The 16,987-nt window shown below is 67.3% G+C and carries 19 protein-coding genes; 13 read left to right on the top strand and 6 right to left on the bottom strand.

Annotated elements, in window-relative coordinates:
• Window positions 1-79 precede the first annotated feature (79 nt).
• The gene (locus tag AC1DVR_RS05635) at window positions 80-742 is read right to left on the bottom strand and encodes an SDR family NAD(P)-dependent oxidoreductase (protein ID WP_477999559.1); all 663 of its coding nucleotides are present in this window, start codon (window positions 740-742) and stop codon (window positions 80-82) included.
• A gap of 238 nt (window positions 743-980) precedes the next feature.
• Here AC1DVR_RS05635 and AC1DVR_RS05630 point away from each other — a divergent pair, with 238 nt between their 5' ends.
• From AC1DVR_RS05630 to AC1DVR_RS05590, 9 genes are all read left to right on the top strand, one after another.
• Window positions 981-1,190 (top strand): DUF2256 domain-containing protein, encoded by a 210-nt coding sequence (locus tag AC1DVR_RS05630; RefSeq protein ID WP_477999558.1) that lies wholly within the window; start codon window positions 981-983, stop codon window positions 1,188-1,190.
• On the top strand, window positions 1,187-2,749 hold the full coding sequence (locus tag AC1DVR_RS05625) for a cryptochrome/photolyase family protein (protein ID WP_477999557.1): 1,563 nt from the start codon (window positions 1,187-1,189) through the stop codon (window positions 2,747-2,749). Before AC1DVR_RS05630 ends, AC1DVR_RS05625 begins: the two co-directional genes overlap by 4 nt.
• Before the next feature lie 407 nt (window positions 2,750-3,156).
• Window positions 3,157-4,053, top strand: coding sequence for an alpha/beta fold hydrolase (locus AC1DVR_RS05620; protein ID WP_477999556.1), 897 nt, complete (start codon window positions 3,157-3,159; stop codon window positions 4,051-4,053).
• Between the two features lie 65 nt (window positions 4,054-4,118).
• On the top strand, window positions 4,119-4,610 hold the full coding sequence (locus AC1DVR_RS05615) for a hypothetical protein (protein WP_477999555.1): 492 nt from the start codon (window positions 4,119-4,121) through the stop codon (window positions 4,608-4,610).
• Window positions 4,611-4,753: 143 nt separating this feature from the next.
• The gene (locus tag AC1DVR_RS05610) at window positions 4,754-5,137 is read left to right on the top strand and encodes a response regulator transcription factor (protein WP_477999554.1); all 384 of its coding nucleotides are present in this window, start codon (window positions 4,754-4,756) and stop codon (window positions 5,135-5,137) included.
• 8 nt (window positions 5,138-5,145) lie between these two features.
• On the top strand, window positions 5,146-7,644 hold the full coding sequence (locus AC1DVR_RS05605; RefSeq protein ID WP_477999553.1) for a PAS domain-containing sensor histidine kinase: 2,499 nt from the start codon (window positions 5,146-5,148) through the stop codon (window positions 7,642-7,644).
• A 78-nt stretch (window positions 7,645-7,722) separates the two neighbouring features.
• The gene (locus AC1DVR_RS05600; protein WP_477999552.1) at window positions 7,723-8,328 is read left to right on the top strand and encodes a response regulator transcription factor; all 606 of its coding nucleotides are present in this window, start codon (window positions 7,723-7,725) and stop codon (window positions 8,326-8,328) included.
• A gap of 149 nt (window positions 8,329-8,477) precedes the next feature.
• Window positions 8,478-9,116: a cysteine hydrolase family protein gene (locus AC1DVR_RS05595; protein WP_477999551.1), complete on the top strand. Its 639-nt coding sequence runs from the start codon at window positions 8,478-8,480 to the stop codon at window positions 9,114-9,116.
• Window positions 9,117-9,284: 168 nt separating this feature from the next.
• Window positions 9,285-9,455 carry a hypothetical protein gene (locus AC1DVR_RS05590; RefSeq protein ID WP_477999550.1) on the top strand — a complete coding sequence of 57 codons (171 nt, stop codon included), beginning with the start codon at window positions 9,285-9,287 and terminating at the stop codon, window positions 9,453-9,455.
• A gap of 22 nt (window positions 9,456-9,477) precedes the next feature.
• Here the strand turns inward: AC1DVR_RS05590 and AC1DVR_RS05585 are convergent, their stop codons facing one another.
• The 5 genes from AC1DVR_RS05585 to AC1DVR_RS05565 form a co-directional block, all read right to left on the bottom strand.
• Entirely contained in the window at window positions 9,478-9,651 is a 174-nt protein-coding gene (locus AC1DVR_RS05585; protein ID WP_477999549.1) for a hypothetical protein, read from the bottom strand.
• Between the two features lie 75 nt (window positions 9,652-9,726).
• Window positions 9,727-10,650 (bottom strand): sulfotransferase domain-containing protein, encoded by a 924-nt coding sequence (locus tag AC1DVR_RS05580; protein WP_477999548.1) that lies wholly within the window; start codon window positions 10,648-10,650, stop codon window positions 9,727-9,729.
• Between the two features lie 361 nt (window positions 10,651-11,011).
• Entirely contained in the window at window positions 11,012-11,671 is a 660-nt protein-coding gene (locus AC1DVR_RS05575) for a helix-turn-helix domain-containing protein (protein ID WP_477999547.1), read from the bottom strand.
• Between the two features lie 145 nt (window positions 11,672-11,816).
• Window positions 11,817-12,467, bottom strand: a complete 651-nt coding sequence (locus AC1DVR_RS05570; RefSeq protein WP_477999546.1) for a response regulator — start codon at window positions 12,465-12,467, stop codon at window positions 11,817-11,819.
• Complete coding sequence (locus AC1DVR_RS05565) at window positions 12,464-14,092, bottom strand: sensor histidine kinase (protein ID WP_477999545.1); 1,629 nt, start codon at window positions 14,090-14,092, stop codon at window positions 12,464-12,466. The genes AC1DVR_RS05570 and AC1DVR_RS05565 overlap by 4 nt, the downstream gene beginning before the upstream one ends.
• A gap of 250 nt (window positions 14,093-14,342) precedes the next feature.
• Here AC1DVR_RS05565 and AC1DVR_RS05560 point away from each other — a divergent pair, with 250 nt between their 5' ends.
• From AC1DVR_RS05560 to AC1DVR_RS05545, 4 genes are read left to right on the top strand one after another with little or no spacing between them, the layout of a single operon-like run.
• Window positions 14,343-15,257 carry an alpha/beta fold hydrolase gene (locus AC1DVR_RS05560; RefSeq protein ID WP_477999544.1) on the top strand — a complete coding sequence of 305 codons (915 nt, stop codon included), beginning with the start codon at window positions 14,343-14,345 and terminating at the stop codon, window positions 15,255-15,257.
• Complete coding sequence (locus AC1DVR_RS05555) at window positions 15,254-15,754, top strand: cupin domain-containing protein (RefSeq protein WP_477999543.1); 501 nt, start codon at window positions 15,254-15,256, stop codon at window positions 15,752-15,754. The genes AC1DVR_RS05560 and AC1DVR_RS05555 overlap by 4 nt, the downstream gene beginning before the upstream one ends.
• Window positions 15,755-15,811: 57 nt before the next feature.
• Window positions 15,812-16,423, top strand: coding sequence for a hydrolase (locus tag AC1DVR_RS05550; RefSeq protein ID WP_477999542.1), 612 nt, complete (start codon window positions 15,812-15,814; stop codon window positions 16,421-16,423).
• A 26-nt stretch (window positions 16,424-16,449) separates the two neighbouring features.
• Complete coding sequence (locus AC1DVR_RS05545) at window positions 16,450-16,965, top strand: hypothetical protein (RefSeq protein ID WP_477999541.1); 516 nt, start codon at window positions 16,450-16,452, stop codon at window positions 16,963-16,965.
• The last annotated feature ends 22 nt before the right edge of the window (window positions 16,966-16,987 follow it).

Raw genomic sequence — 16,987 nt, 5'->3', positions numbered from 1 at the left:
GGTCTTGTCTTCGAGGTCCACGACACCGGCAGCAGATCAGGCGCCGCATCGGCGATGCGCGCGGGCAGGGGCTCTGGCCTCACCACTCAACCTGCGCGCCCTTCCAATCCCAGAACGTGCCGGTGTCGGCGGGCGTCAGGCGGTCCATCACCGCCAGCAGGGCCTGCACCGCGTGCTGGGGCGAGAGGGTCGGGCGGTTGCCGGCATAGGCAGTGGTCAGGCTCGTCTCGACGGTGCCCGGATGCAGGGCCACGACGATCGACTGGGGGCGCTTGCGCGCGATCTCGATCGCGGCGGTGCGGATGATCTGGTTCTGAGCGGCCTTGGCAGCCCGGTAGCTGATCCAGCCCCCGAGCCGGTTGTCCCCAATCGACCCCACCCGCGCGGAGAGAGAGGCGAAAACCGCCCGCTCCGATCGGTGCAGGGCGGGCGAAAAGTAGCGCAGCACCAGGGCCACCCCGATCGCATTGAGCGCAAACTGGCGCGCCATGGCCCCGGCATCGATGGCGTTGAGCGTCTTTTCCGGCCCCTGATCGCCGATCTGCAGGGCGCCGGTCGCGTTGAAGATCAGATCGAAGGTGCCGTCCACCTGTGCGGCGACGCGCGCGACGCTGTCCTGATCGGTCAGATCCAGCCCATCGCCGCGCCGCGACAGGCCGATCACCTCGGCCCCGCGCGCGCCCAACTCCCGGACCATCGCGCTGCCGATCCCGCCGCTTGCCCCCAGCACCAGCGCCCTCATCGACGGCACCGCGCAGCGACCTGCTCTCGGTTGCGGCCCGTGGCACCCAGAGGGATGAAGATCGGCGCAGGACCCATGCTTTGCACTCCGGTCGGGGGGGCGGACCCGAAGATCCCAGCCTCCCGATCCTAGCACTGCCGTTCGGGCCGCCACAATCGGTTCGGCACGCCGGCCCGCTGCGAAGGCCGGGGATCGGCGTGTCGCACGGCGGGGTGGCCGTGGCCCGAAAACGCTCCATATGGCCCGGATCAGCCACCAACCGCTTCCACAGGACCGCCCGATGCCAAAGATGCGCAAGAAATCCGAACTCCCCAGCAAGATCTGCGTGGCCTGCGGCCTGCCTTTCACCTGGCGCAAGAAGTGGGAGCGGGATTGGGCGACGGTCACCCACTGCTCGCACCGCTGCCGCGCTGCGGCCAGACCCGCGCCCCCGAGGGGCGAGGCATGACCCGGCACCTGCGGTTCGTCTTTGGCGACCAGTTGACGCGGGGCCTGTCCTCGCTGGTCGACATGGATGCCGAACGCGATGTCGTGCTGATGGTCGAAGCTGCGGCCGAGGCGCGCAATGTGCCGCACCATCGCCAGAAGATCGCCTTCGTGCTGTCGGCCATGCGCCACTTCGCCGAGGAGCTGCGCGCCGAGGGGCTGCGGGTGGAGTATGTCCGGATGGAGGACCCCGAAAATCAGCAGGACCTTGGCCGCGAACTGGCGCGGGCGGTCCAGCGCCACAGGCCGGCCTCGGTCATCGTGACCGAACCCAGCGAGTGGCGGGTGTGGAAGATGCTGCAGGGCTGGGAGGTGGGCGCCCCGATCGAAATCCGCGAGGACGACCGCTTTTTCTGCACGCGGGCGGAGTTTGCGGCCCTTGCGAAGGCGCGAAAGACCGGCCGGATGGAGTTTTTTTACCGCGAGATGCGGAGCCGGACCGGGCTTCTGATGCGCGCCGATGGTCCCGACGGCGGGCAATGGAATTTCGACCCCGAAAACCGCAAGCCCCTGCCGCGGGGCCAGCGCCCGCCGCCGCGCCGCCGCTTTGCCCCCGACGCCCTCACGCGCGAGGTGCTGACGCTGGTGGCCGATCGCTTTGGCAGCCATTTTGGCGATCTGGAACCCTTTGGCTGGGCTGTGACCCGCGACGATGCCTTGCAGGCGCTGGACCATTTCATCACCGACTGCCTGCCGGCTTTTGGCGATTATCAGGACGCGATGAAGGCGGGAGAGGACTATCTCTACCACGGCCTGATCTCGCCCTACCTGAACCTCGGCCTCCTGACCGCACCCGAGGTTTGCGCCCGGGCCGAAAGGGCCTTCCACGACGGCGATGCGCCGATCAACGCGGTCGAGGGGTTCATCCGCCAGATCCTCGGCTGGCGGGAGTTTGTGCGCGGCATCTACTGGGCCGAGATGCCGGATTACGCACAGTCAAACCACCTCAACGCCACGCGCGATCTGCCCAGACTCTATTGGACCGGCCGCACGTCGATGCGCTGCATGGCCGAGTGCATCGGCACCACGCGGCGCAACGCCTATGCCCATCACATCCAGCGCCTGATGGTGACCGGCAATTTCGCCTTGCTGGCCGGCGTCGCCCCGGAGCAGATCGAGGACTGGTATCTGGCCGTCTATGCCGATGCCTTCGAATGGGTCGAGTTGCCCAATGTCCACGGGATGGTCATGCATGCCGATGGCGGCCGGCTCGGGTCGAAACCCTATGCCGCCTCGGGCGCCTATATCGACCGGATGTCGGATTACTGCAAAGGCTGCACTTATGACCCCAAGATCAAGCTGGGGCCGCGGGCCTGCCCGTTCAATTACCTGTACTGGAATTTCCTGATCGAGAACGCCGCCACCCTGCAGCGCAATCCGCGCATGTCGCTGCCCTATGCCACCCTGTCGCAAATGCCCGCCGAACAGCGGGACGCGATCCTCCGCACCGCGGCCGACTTCCTGTCCGGGCTGCAGACCGGCGAAGAACCGGGCCAGCCGAGCCTGGATTTCCCTTGGTGACGGGCTGAGCAGCCGACGACCTCACCCCATCGCACCCTTTGCGCGCGACGGGCATCAGGGCGCAGCGGTGGGACCTTCCCCTTGTGCTGCAATGGGGGACAGCGTGGCGTTTGGGTGTCGATCCGCCTTCGGACCTGTTCAAGCCGATCATTGGCAAAGGGATGGGCCGAGCGGGAGGGCCAAAGCATTAGCTGGAAAAGTGGAACCTGCCCCGGGGTCCGGTTACAGAGGGTCAGCCCCCGATCCCGGACCTATATCAAGGTATGACTGCCGGCACCGCTTGGGTGATTGGTTCGGCGCCTGCCTTGCCGCACTCTTTGATCATGCGGCGCTCGTTCCGCCGCGACCCAAACAGACCCACTCGGACCCGCCACCCTCCGCGCCATGCACTCGAAAGGAATATCCCGATGGACATTGTCCCCCAGGCCGCCGGCGCGCTGGACGCGCCGAACCGGACCGTCGAGGTTGACGGGCGCCGGCTTGCCTATCGCACCTTTGGCCGGGGGCCCCACCTCGTGCTCTGCATCCGTCTGCGCGGCACCATGGACATGTGGGACCCCTTGTTTCTGGATCTTCTGGCCGCGCATTTCACCGTCACCATCTTTGATTATTCGGGCCTTGGCTTTTCCACCGGGACGGCCAGCTATGGCAAGACGGACATGGCCAAGGATGTGAACGACCTGGTGGACGCGCTTGGCCTCGGCAAGGTGATCATCGGCGGCTGGTCGCTGGGGGGCTTTGCCGCGATGGTCTTTGCAGCACTGCATCCCGAAAAGGTCAGCCATGTCCTGGCCATCGCCACCATGCCGCCCGGGCTGATGGTCAAACCCTCCGAACAGCTGTTCTTTGCCACCGCCACCAAGCCCGACTACACGACCGAGGACGAATACATCCTGTTCTTCGAGCCGAACTCGGCCAGGAGCCGGGCTCTGGGGGATGCCTCGATAGCGCGGATCGCGGCGCGGGGGACCGTGCAGGGGGCTGCGCGGGATTTTGCGACGCCCGCGGCGGTGTTCCTCAAGGCGCTGCAGGAATCGAGCGATCCGACCAGCCCCTTTCCCGACCCGACCGGCGCCTATTCCAATTTCTTCCGCACCACCACGATCCCGGTTCTGGCGCTCTGCGGCGACCATGACCTCGTCTTTCCGGTCGAGAACTGGTACGCGCTGAACGACCAATGGCCCAGCCTGTTCGTGGCGAGCTGGCCCGAATGCGGTCATGGGCCGCAGCACCAGTATCCCGCCCTCAGCGCCGACCTGATCGCAAGTTTCGTGCGCAACACCCCGGCCCTTCAGGCGGGCTGAGCCCGCCAAGCGCCGCAACTTCGGCCGCAGGGCCACCCCATTTCCCCAAACAGGAGGATCCTTCGATGATGCTTGGCCTTTCGCTTCCCGCCTTCACCCTTCTTCATGTCGCCATCAGCCTCGTGGGCATCGCAGCCGGGGGGATCTGGCTTCTGGCCGTGATCGGGGGCAGGTTCCTGACCGGGTGGAACAGCGTCTTCCTCTGGGGGACCTTTCTGACCAGCGTCACGGGATTCATGTTCCCGTTCAAGGGTTTCACCCCGGCCCTCGCCGTGGGGGCGGTTTCGACCATCGATCTGGCGATCGCGGCCCTGGCCCTGTGGGCCTTTGGCCGCGCGGGGGGATGGCGGATCGTCTATCTGGTGACGGCGACCATCGCACTTTACCTCAACACCTTCGTTCTGGTGGTGCAGTCATTCCTGAAGATCGGCCCGCTGAACGCCCTTGCCCCCACCGGAACCGAGCCCGCCTTCGTGGCGGCGCAAGCCGCCGTCCTGATCGGCGCCGCCGCCTTGGGTTTCGTGGCGGTGCGGCGGACGCGGCGGCTGGTCTTCTGAACCGGCGTAACCGCCGGTCACACCATCGTATACTGGCGCGCCCGCGCCATTCGTGCGAGCTTTGAGCCGGCGATATCGGGTGATCTGCGCCATGCCGGCGGCATGCGGCTGCGACTGCCTCAAGACCAGGAAGGCCAAGGCTGGTGCCACACTCCCGTTCCGTTTCCATCGTTGACGATGACGCCTCGCTGCGTCTGGCCCTGACCACCTTCCTGCGGTCCTTTGGCTACAAGGCCAGCAGCTTCGGGTCGGTGGAGGAGTTCCTGCTGGCCCCGGAGTTCCTGACCGCCGCCTGCATCGTCACCGATATCCAGCTGCCCGGCCAGTCGGGCATCGACCTGAAGCGACGCCTCGGCCTCGCCCGGCCCGGTGTGCCGGTGATCATGATCACGGCGCGCACGGAAGCCGCGCTTCTGGCCGGCGCGCGCACCAGCGGCGCCTATTGCCTGCTTCATAAGCCGTTCGAGGGCGCGGCCCTTGTCCGCAGCATCGAAGGGGCGCTCGACGGTCGCCCGGACCCGGGTTAGGCTTGCGGATGGAGGAAGACGGGATCCTTGATCTGGTCAGCGATGCCGTGATCGTTTTCGCGGCCTCGGGAGATATCCGCTTGTGGAACGCCGCCGCCGCCCGCCTTTACGGCGTGCCCGCTGGCGAGGCGATAGGGTCCAACCTGCACTATCTGCTGCAAGGCCACCATCTTTTCGGCACCGCCAACCTGACGGCGACGGTGCAGGCCAAGGGCCGGTGGGAGGGCGAGTTGCGCCGTACCACCCCGCTGGGGCATCAGATCGCCGTCGAGGTGGTCTGGACCCTGCGCCCCTCGGGCGAGATCGTCGAGGTGGGGCGCGACCTTGGCCAGTTGTCCGCGCTGGAGGCGGACACCCGGCAAGCCGCGCACCGCTACCGCAACATCTTTCAGGCGATGGCGGCCTCATTCTGGGAGCTGGATTTCAGCGCCGTGCGCGGCATGATCGGCGCGCTTTTCGCCGCAGGGATCACCGATCTGCGGGCCTATCTGCGCGAGCATCCCGAATGGATCGACGCGGCCCTGAAGAACACACGGGTGGTCGATGTGAACGAGGCGACGCTCGGCCTGTTCGGCGCTTTGGCGCGCGAGGATCTGGTGGGCGGCGATGTCGCCTTTGCCTGGCCCGCCGAAAGCCGCGGCCTTTATGCCGAGGCGCTGCTGGCCGCGGTTGAAAAGCGCGACAAGCTGGCTGCGGAAACCGTGCTGACGGCGCTGGATGGCCGGAGGATCGAGGCGCTGTTCACCGTCTGCTGGCCCACCGAACATCAGGCGCGCGGCAATGTCCTGGTCGGGGTGATCGACATCACCGCCCGCAAGCAGGCCGAAACCGAACTGCGCCAAAGCGAGCTGCGCTACCGCAGCCTGTTCCAGCACATGCCCATCGCGATGTGGCAGATGAAGACCGGGGTGATGCGCGACACGCTGGCGCGGCTGCGCGGTCTGGGGGTGGCGGACCTCAGGGCCCATGCGGCGCAGAACCCGGGCTTTCTGGACTGGGCGCTGGGCCAGTTGCAGGTGGTCGAGGTCAATGACCGCGCCGTGGCCATGCTGGGCGCAGGCCGACGCGAGAACCTCCTCGGGCCTTTTGCGCGCCTCTGGTCCAACCGCGACGCCCTGCTGGCGGTGATCGAGGCCCGGCTGGGCGGTGCGGATTCGGTGACGCTGGAGGCGACCATCGACAGTCAGGATGGCCGCAAGATCGACGTTCTGACCTCGGTCGCCTTTCCCGAGGATCTGAGCCGCGAAGGCTTCACCCAGGCCGGCATGATCGACATCACCGACCGCAGCCTGGCCAAGGCCGCGCTGGAGCAAAGCGAGGCTCGCTACCGCGCACTGTTCCAGTCGATGCCGGTCGGTCTGGCCCATCTGGACCTGCGGGGCCTCACCGCCTTTTGCGACGGCCTTGTCGCGGCCGGTGTCGCCGATCCTGCCGCCCGGCTGGCCCACGACCCGGAGCTTCTGGCGCAGGCGCTGGCCCGCATCGAACCGCTTGAGGTCAACGCGGAATGCCTGACGCTCTTTGGCGCGCAAAGCCGCGACGACATGCTCAGACCGATGGGCTGGATCTGGCAGGCACGCCCGGACACGATCCGCCGGGCCCTTCTGGCCTGGCTGCGCGGCGCGCAGAGCTTTGCGGAGGAAACCCGGGTCAACACTCTGGAGGGCCGCGTCGTGGACGTGCTCTGCACGATCAATTTCGCACCGGACGTGAGAGAGCGTGGCACCGCCATCGTGGGCTTTGTGGACATCAGCGCCCGGATCGCCGCGCAAAACCAGCTGGAGCAGCTGCAGACGGTCTTCGCCCACGCCTCGCGCGTCTCGACCTTGGGCGAGCTGACCGCCTCGATCGCGCATGAGGTGAACCAGCCGCTCGCCGCCATCGCGATCGGGGGGGAGACCGCGCTGCGCTGGCTGTCGCGGCCCGCGCCCGACCTTGACGAAGTGCGCGATCTGGCCGGGCGCATCGTCGCCGATGCGCGCCGCGCCGCCGGCATCATCAGCCGCATCCGCGACATGGCCCGCAACCGCGCGCCGGTCCATGCGCCCCTGTCGGTGGCGGGCGTGGTGGGCGAGGCGGTGGCCTTCATGGAGGCCGACCTGCGCCACCGCAAGGTCGTGCTGCATCAGGCGCTTGCGCCCGACCTGCCGCAGATCCTCGGCGACCGGATCCAGATCCAGCAGGTGATCGCCAATCTGGTGATCAACGCCTCGCAGGCCATGACCGAGGCCGCGACCCCCGAACCCACGATCTGGGTCACCGGTGTGGCGAGCGGCCCCTTTGTCCGCATCACCGTCAGCGACAATGGGCCGGGCCTGCCGGAGGGCGGGGCGGACAGGCTGTTTCAGGGCTTTGTCAGCACGAAAAGCGGCGGCCTCGGCATCGGCCTGTCGATCTGCCGGACCATCGTCGAGGCGCATGGCGGCAAGATCGGCGGGCAGACCCGTCCGGAGGGCGGGGCAAGCTTCGATTTCACGCTGCGCATCGGCGACACCGGCCAGATATGAGGCGGCGCGGCCCGGACCCAGCCGGCCCGGACCGCTTCAGGATTGAGTTTTTCGGCAAGATGTGATCAGGATTCCGCCATGACCGAAGAGACCCTGATCCATATCGTGGACGACGATCTCTCGCTGCGCCGGGTGCTGGAAAGCCTGTTCCGCTCGGTCGGGCTGGCCTGTCGCAGCTTCTCCAGCGTGCCGGAGTTTCTTGCCGGCCACGCGGCGCATCAGCCCGGCTGCCTTGTGCTGGATGTCCGCCTGCCAGGGATCAACGGGCTGGATTTTCAGGCCCAGATGGCGCGGCATGGCATCTGCCTGCCGGTGATCATGATGACCGGCTATGGCGATATCCCGATCAGCGTGCGGGCGATGAAGGCGGGGGCGGTGGATTTCCTGACCAAGCCCTTCCGCGATCAGGACATGCTGGATGCCGTGGCCGTGGCGATCGAGCGCGACCGCGCCGCCCGGCTGGCCCGCGACGACAGCGCCCGCATCCAGAGCCTCTTTGCCACGCTCAGCCCGCGCGAGCGGCAGGTGATGGAACAGGTCACCGCCGGCCGCCTGAACAAGCAGATCGCCGGCGACCTCGGGCTCAGCGAGATCACCGTCAAGATCCACCGCGGTTCGGTGATGCGCAAGATGGGCGTCCGCACGCTGCCCGACCTTGTCCGCCTGCGCGAGGCTTTGCGGTAGGAGCGCCCGGCCTCCACCGGCCCGTCTGACCGCGTCTCTCATACGATCGTGTTAGCCGGTCGATATGCCTGGACGATAGGCGGCCCGTTTGCCGCCGCCCATGTTGGCGGCACCGCACCATCAACGGGGCGGAGCACAGGAGAACCCCGATGACCGACCATACCCCGCCCCGACAAGCCTCGCCCGACGCGCAGCGCACGGCCCTGCTGTTCGTAGACCCCTACAACGATTTTCTGGCCGAAGGCGGCAAGCTGTGGCCGATGGTCGCCGAGGTGGCCACGGCCGTGGGCCTGCATGCCAACCTCAAACGCGTGGTGGCCGCGGCGCGGGCGGCGCAGGTGCAGATCGTCATCGTGCCGCACCACCGCTGGCGCGCCGATGATCTGGACGGCTGGGACCATCCCAATCCCTATATGCTCGGCGGGCAGAAGATGGGGATCTTCGCGCCCGACACCTGGGGCGGCGAATGGCATCCCGATTTCACGCCGCAGAAGGGCGATCTGATCTGCACCGAGCATTGGGGCAGCAGCGGCTTTGCCAACACCAACCTTGACACGCTTCTGAAGCAGAAGGGGATCACCCGGCTGATCCTGATCGGCCTGATCGCCAACACCTGTCTGGAAAGCACCGGAAAATACGCGGTCGAACTGGGCTATCACGTCACTCTGGTGCGCGATGCCACCGCCGCCGCCAGCCCCGAGGCGATGCGCTGCGCCCATGACATCAACGGCCCGACCTATGCCCATGCCATCGTCACCAGCGCCGACATCGTGGCAACCCTGACCTGACGCGCGCGAAAAGGGACCTGTCGGGGAGATCTTGTCCAGACAGCTTTTCCCTTTCGCCCCACCCGGTTCCGCCTGCAGACAGGGGTCTGCGCCCGTCTCGGGATCTGCGGCCAAGGCTCCCCTCAGACCGTAGCAGTTCATGTTGCGACGGCGGGGGGAGGTCCGCAGATGATCCACAGCCCTCTGGCACAGTTCGGTCAATGCGGGGTGATCGACCCACCGCTCTACCAAGGTGGTCTGCCACAGGTCGATGCAGCTGGCCATGCCACGGGCGGCCTTTGGGGGCGGGTCTTCGCTCAACCGCGCCAGGGCTCGGTCGAGGGCGATTTCAATCTCTGACCAGAGAAGCAGCATCGAACCGTCAGAAGCCAGCATGCCAGCGAAAGTCGCTTTCGACGCCGAACCTGCGCCCGCGTTCGATTTGGCGGAGCAGGGCCGCGTGTGGGGTCAGGAGGCCTCGCTCCACCGGGCCACCGATGTCGCGCAGGAAGTCCAACCGGGTGCTGTCGCCACTGTGGGCCGGGTCGAAGCCCATGCGGGACTTCTCCGGCTCACCGCTTCGGATGCGGCAGGGTGCAGCCCTGAGGCCGGAGGCCTGGCGCCTCGGATATCAGGGCAGGGTGCCGCCCTCGTAATACCAGGTGACCGCAGCCTCATCCGGGCAGATCCGGCTGCCCAGTTCGCGCAGGTGCCGGGAGATTTCAGGGGTCATGCCGTCGGCCTCCACCGTGCCAGTCTCGCCCTTGCGGATCATCGCGCCGGTTTGCAGGATTGGCACCGCGCCAGCCGTCTGCGCTTCGAACTTCCCCTCATGGCGCTTCATCCAGGGGAAGGAGGTGTGGTCGAGGATGCCCGGCCATTGCTCGGGCGTGGGGGCGATGCCGAGGAAATCGGCGATCCTGGCGATCGAGCCTGCGTGGTCGCGCTTCATCTCGGAATAATGCAGGAACAGGACGTTCGGAGCCGCCCGCAAGGGCCACCAGGCGGCGAGGAAGCCGAAGAACATGCCCTGCATGCCGTGGCTGTCGACGACATCGGCGTAGAACGAGGGGAAATCCGGCCGGCACAGCGCCGCCCGCGGCATCTGCCACAGGTCGAACCAGGCGTCCGAGTGCTTTTCCAGGAAGGGCCGGAACGAGACCAGGGCCTCCTCGGGGTTGCGGAAGATCACCAGGTATTTGACGTCAGGCCCGGTGCCGGCGGGGATGAAGGGCAGCTGTGGCGGGGCGGAATGGGTCTTGAAGGCGCGGCGGCGCGACGTCGGCATGGCCTCGACGCGGTCGATAACCTCCTGATGCGGCTGTCCGGGGCGGTTGAGAAATTCGATCCACGGCACTTCCTCGTAGATGTCGCGGAAATCGGAGGTGCCGCCGGTCATCAGCTGATGGACGATGTTCATCGTCCAGGTGGTGCCGCTCTTGGCGGGAACCGAGATCACGACATCGCCGTCGCGCCAGGTGATCCCGTGCTGGATCTGCGGCTGGATCCACGGCGGACCCGCCGGTGGGGCTGCGCTTTCCAAGGTGTCGGCCATCGTCTCGTTCTCCCCTGTCAGTCGTTGTGCCGCCGGGGTCGGTGCACCCCTGTCCGTTCCGGATCTCTGGGGGGCTTGGCCTGACCTCGTTCCGGCAGGCCCGGCTGTGCAGAATCTCATTCTACAAGGAGGGCCGGTCTTGCGGCAAGCATGTTGCGCGCCGGTCGCATGGGGCAGGGGAGCGGTGGCGGGGAGGTTGGATGGCCCATCCTTGCAGGCAGGTGCCCGGGATTACCAGGCGGGCAGCGGTGGAGGCGGTTCGCGTGGTTTCCCGGACCGCGATGCTCCGAAGCTGGCGCGGGGTTTCGGGGGCCTCTGCGCACGAGGGTCTGAACCCGCGTGAAATGGCCCTGCGCAGGCGTCAGCCCGACAGCAGACAGCTTTCAAGGCGGGCCGGGCGGGAGGGCGGGGCCGGGGCGGGAAGGGTGTCGTGGGTTGCGCCGGTGACGCCGTTGGTCTTCACGGCCGCGACGGGCTGGCCGCGCTGTTCGCGGCGCCATTTCCCTGGCGCGCAGCCCATTTCGCGGTGAAAGACCCGCGAGAAATGCGCCTGATCGGCAAATCCGCAGGCCTGGGCAACCGCGCAAAGCTGCTCCTCGCCGTCCAGGAGCAGCCCGCGCGCCCGGGCGAGCCTGAGGCTGATCACATAGGCATGCGGCGCCAGGCCGAAGCTGCGCTTGAAGGCCCGGAAGAAGTAGCTTGTGCTGAGCCGGGTGACGCCCGCCATGTCCTCGACCGAAACCGCGCTGTCGAGATGGGCCTCGATAAGGTTGATCACGGCGCGCATCTGCCAGGGCGCCAGCGCGCTGCGTGGCCGTTCGACCGGGGGCGGCGGCAGCTTCGGCGGGCGGGCCGCGCCCGACAGCAGATCCGCCGCCGTCTGGATCTCGCGCCGGGCGGTGTCGGTGTCCCTGTGGAGGGAGAGGGTGGCGCGTTGCAGAAGCCGGGTGACGATCGACACCAGCTCTTCGGGTCGTGCCGGGTCCCGCAGGGGCCTGAATTGTGCCAGTGTCGTTGCCATCGGTGTGCGCCTCCTGATGGGAAAGCATCCCATCGGGCCTGTCACCGGTCAATTGATCGCCCGGCGGGGGCGTTTGCCGGGCGAAGAGACGGGGAAAGCCTCGTCCTTTCGAGGGAGGCGGCCTGTCCCGGCCTGCAATCGCAACTTAAAGATGGACGAGGCCACGGCGGTTGGCCACCGTGATCGCCTCGGTCCGGCTCAGGACCCGCAACTTGCTGAAAATGCTGCGCAGGTGGGATTTTACCGTGGTCTCGCCGATGTTCAGCTGCAGGCCCATGTCCTTGTTGCTGAGCCCGCGCGCCAGCAGGGTGAGCACTTCCAGCTCGCGGTTGGTCAGGGCCTCGCCGCTGACGCCGGCGGCGAATTTCGCGACGAGGGATTGCGGGATCCGGGTTTCGCCGGCGTGGACGGCGCGGATGCAGTCGAGGAGTTCCTCGCGCAGCGCATCCTTGAGGATATAGCCCTTGGCCCCGGCCATGATGGCGCGGGTGATGTCATAATCGGTGTCGAAGGTGGTCAACACGATCAGCCGGGCCGAGGCGTCCTCGCGGCGGATCGCCTCGATGGCGGCAACGCCGTCCATGACCGGCATCCGCAGGTCCAGCAGCACGATATCGGGATGGAATTGCCGCCAGCGTTCGAGACATTCCTGGCCATTGGCGGCGGCGGCGGTCACCACCATGTCAGGCTGGCGCCCGATGATCGCGGCAAGCCCCTCGCGCACCGTGACGTGGTCATCGGCGATCAGGACGCGGATCGGCGTGCGGGGCCGGCTGTCCGGGCCGGGCGGGGTCATGCCTTGAGGTCCGGTGCATGGGGCGGGTTGGCCGGCAGGCGGATCGAAAGCCGGGTGCCGCGACCGGCCTCGCTGCGGATCTGCATCTGGCCGCCCATCGCATCGACCCGCTCCCGCATGCCCAGAAGGCCGAAGCCCTCGCTGGTCGCGGTGGGATCGAAGCCGCGCCCGTCATCGACGTATTCGACCAGGACTTCCGGCGCCCGGAAGGTGATCGTGACGGCGAGGCGGGAGGCCCGGGCGTGGCGCAGGACGTTGGTCAGGACCTCCTGGGTGATCCGGAACAGGTTCTCCTCCCATTCGGGCGGCAATTTCCAGGTCGTGCCCACCACCTTGAATTCGGCGCGCAGTGCGGCCTCCTCGGGCAAGCGCGCGAAGAGGGACTGGACGGCGGTCGTCAGTTCGCATTCGGTCAAGGGCTGCGGGCGCAGGGCCTGGACCGAGCGCCGCGCCTCCCGCAGGCTTTCGCGGGCGAGGTTGCGGGCGGTGACGACATGCTGCTCGGCCTCGCGGCCCAGGCTGCGGCGGCTGGCATCCTCGGCGGCCTCCAGCTGCACGATGATGCCGGTGAAGCCCTGCGCCAGCGTGTCGTGGATGTCGCGCGCGATGCGGTTGCGCTCGCCGACCACGGCGGCCTCGCGGCCCTGCGTCGACAGTTCGGCCAGCTTGATCATCAGCATCGCCTGATTGGCCAGCGCCTGCGCCAGCCCCAGGCTTTCGTCTTGAAAGACGCGCGGGGTCCGGAAGCGCAGGCCGATCGCCCCTTCCAGCCGGCCAGCGACCGTCATCGGGATCAGAAGGATGGTCACGATGCCAAGCGCCAGCAGCCGGTCGCGCAAGGGGAAGGCCGGAACTTCGCGGATATCGGCGATGACGCCGGGTTGCGTCAGGGGGAAGACGCCGGACCAGGGCCACAGATCCTCCATCGGCAGCACGAGGTCCAGACCGGCGAAGCGGATGTCGGTGCTGGGCACGACCCGGTCATCCTCGAAGACGAAATCGAGGGTCAGCCTGTCGTCCGGCCCAACATGCCGCCAGACGCTCGCGCTGTCGGCGCCGAGTTCTTCGGTGATCGTGCGCATGATATGGGCCACCAGCCGGCCGGGGTCGGGCTCTCTGGCCAGCGTGTCAAGCGCGCTCTTGAGCGCGTTCACCTGGCCCCGGGCCAGCTGCTCGGAGGCCAGCAGCGCCTTTTCGGCGATCTTGCGGTCTTCGATATCCGTGTTGCAGCCGTACCATTTCACCACCCGGCCCTGGCTGTCGAGCAGCGGGGCATAGCGGAACAGGAACCAGCGATAGGTGCCGTCAAAGCGGCGGACTCGGGCTTCGGCCTCGCCCGGCAGGCCGCGGGTCAGGGCCACGCGCCAATGCGCCTCCAGCCGCGGCTGATCTTCGGGATGGATCGTGCTGGCCCAGCCCCAGCCGAGCGCATCGGCCATCGCGACCCCGGTGAAGTCGCACCACTGCCGGTTCAGGAATTCGACCGGCCCTTCGGCACTGCCGAACCAGGCCAGGCCGGGGATGGTGTCGATCGCGACGCGGAAGCTGTTTTCCCATGTCTGCAGGTCGCCCGACAGCATGGCGGGGGCCGGGGCAGGATGTTGCAGAATGCCATCTTCTCTCACCGCGCAGATCCTTTTCGTGGTACAACTGAACCCTGACCGATCCGGGTGGCGCGGCCCCTTTGCACCGGATGTGGAGGCTGCGCCGCGCCTCAACTTGCCGCTTTCGCGGACGCGTGGCAACCCAATTGCGGCCCGGACGGCCCGCCCGAAGGCAACGCCGCAGCAGTGATCGACAAGACCGCCATCCCTGATCAAGCCGCACCGCCGCCGCAGGACTAGTCTGGTTGCAACCGACCGCAGGGAGATGACCATGGCCAATCCACTGAAGCTCTTGATCGCATGCGGCTGCCTTCTGGCAGCCAGCCCGAGTCTGGCGGAGGTCAAGCCTTACCCGGCTGACTTCAAGACCGAGATGATCGACACCAACGGCACCCAGCTCTTCGTCCGCGTCGGCGGGCAGGGGCCGGCGGTGGTCCTGCTGCACGGCTATGGCGAATCCGGCGACATGTGGCAGCCGCTGGCGGTGGTGCTGGCCAAGACCCATACCGTGATCGTGCCCGACCTGCGCGGCATGGGCCTGTCGGCCCACCCGGAGACCGGGTATGACAAGATGAACCAGGGCAAGGACATTTCGGGCGTCCTCGACGCGCTGAAGGTCGACAAGGTCGATGTCGTGGCCCATGACATCGGCAACATGGTGGCCTTCGCCTTCGTGGTCGAACAGCCGCAGCGCGCCACGAAGCTGGTGCTGATGGATGCCCCGGTGCCCGGCGTCGGTCCCTGGGAGGAGATCCTGAAAAACCCGCTGCTCTGGCACTTCCGCTTTGGCGGGCCGGACATGGAACGCCTGGTGGCGGGGCGCGAGCGGATCTACCTTGACCGTTTCTGGAACGAGTTCTCCGCCGATCCGAAGAACTTCGACGAGGCGAGCCGCGAACATTACGCCAAGCTCTATGCCCTGCCGCATGCGATGCATGACGGGTTCGAGCAGTTCAAGGCCTTCGATCAGGATGCCATCGACAACCGCAAGGCGCTTGAAGGCGGTCTGCTGACGATCCCGGTGCTGGCCGTTGGTGGCGAGAAGTCCTTTGGCTCCGGCATGGCCGAGGTGACCAAGGCCGCCTTCACCAATGTGCAGGGCGCCGTGATCCCGAATGCGGGGCACTGGGTGATGGAGGAAAACCCCGACGCCACCGTCAAGGTCATCCAGGAGTTCATCCAATGAGCCGCCTTGGCAAGGTCGCAACCTGTGGCGCGGGTCTTGCCGTCCTGACCTTCCTTGCGGCCCCGCTGGCCGCAGGGGCCGGCCCCATCGACCCGCTTCGCCTCGATCCGGCCGACATATCGGCCCTTTCCAAGGCCGGGGCGGGAGCTGGCACCTCGGGGGTGAGCGGGATCGAAACCACGGTCCTGATGGGCGACCCCAAGGCGGCAGGGCCCTATGCCATCGCGCTTCGCGTGCCGCCCCACACGATCATCGCCGCCCACACCCACCAGGACGACCGCACCGCCGTGGTCGTGTTGGGCACCTGGTGGTTCGGCTACGGGCCTGCCAACACCGAGGACAGCCTCAAGGCGCTGGCGCCCGGCAGCTTTTACACCGAGCCCGGCGGGGCTGCGCATTTCGCCCGGACCGGCGACCAACCGGTGGTCGTCTACATCTCGGGGACCGGCCCCACCGACACGGTCTATGTCGACGCATCCGCCGCGCCCAAGCCCTAGCACGCCGGCCCCAAGCCATTCCCGTTCCAAGCCAATCCTGTTCAAGGAGCCTGTGCCATGACATCCTTCGCCACGATCCGCGACCCGAAGGCCGACCATCTGCTGACGCCGCAGAATGCCGCCGTCCTGATCATCGACTACCAGCCGGTTCAGGTCGGCTCGATCGCCTCGCGCGACAAGCGCCAGCTGGTCGCCAACATCACCGCTCTGGCCCGCATCGCCAAGCTCTACGCCCTGCCGGTCGTGCTCGCGACGGTGAACGTGGCGACCGGGCGCAACCAGCCCACCATCCACCAGATCCTCGAGGTCCTGCCCGATGTGCCGATCATCGACCGCACCTCGATCAACGCCTGGGAGGATGAGGATTTCGTCGCAGCCGTGCAGGCCACCGGGCGCAAGAAGCTGATCATGGCGGCGCTGTGGACCGAGGTCTGCCTGGTCCATCCCGCGCTCGACGCCCTGGCAGCGGGTTACGAGGTCTATCCCGTCGTCGATGCCTGCGGCGGCACCTCGCTTGAGGCGCATCTGGCCGGGCTGGATCGGCTGTTTCAGGCCGGGGCCAAGCCGACCAGCTGGGTGCAACTGATCTGCGAACTGCAGCGCGACTGGAACCGCAGCGCCACCGTGCCCGGCTTTGCCGAGATCCTTTTCGCCATCGAAGGCCATTGAACAGGCCATAGAAAGGAGCGCCGATCATGTTTGGCCCTACGCTGAGCCCGGACCTCACCCTGGCCTTGACCCTGGCCCATGTCGCCATCAGCCTGCTGGCCATCGCAAGCGGCCTTGTCATCTTGGCCGACCTTCTGCGCGGAAGGTACTCTGCGACCTGGACGGCGGTTTTCCTCGCCACCACCATCGCCACCAGCGCCAGCGGCTTTCTGTTCGCCAGCGCAAGCTTCGGCCCGCCGCATGTCGTTGGCCTTCTGTCGCTGGTCCTTCTGGCGCTGGCGCTTTGGGCATTGGGCATCGGCAGGCGGGCGGGGGTCTGGCGTCCGGTCTATACCGTCTGCGCGGTCGCGGCACTTTACCTCAACGTCTTCGTCGGCGTGGTGCAGGCCTTCCAGAAGATCGGCGTGCTGCACGCCCTTGCCCCCAATGGCAGCGAGCCGGCCTTTCTTGTGGCCCAGCTTCTGACCCTGGCCATCTTCGTGACGCTCGGCTTTCTGGCGGTGCGCCAGCCCTCCGCTTCCGGCTGGCACGCCTCGCGCTGAGGCGCGGGGTGCGCTTGCGGGG

The organism is Rhodobacter sp. P2_H5, assembly GCF_056403335.1.
Note: the sequence above shows the minus strand (reverse complement) of the source record. Positions and strands in the feature narration are given on the sequence as shown.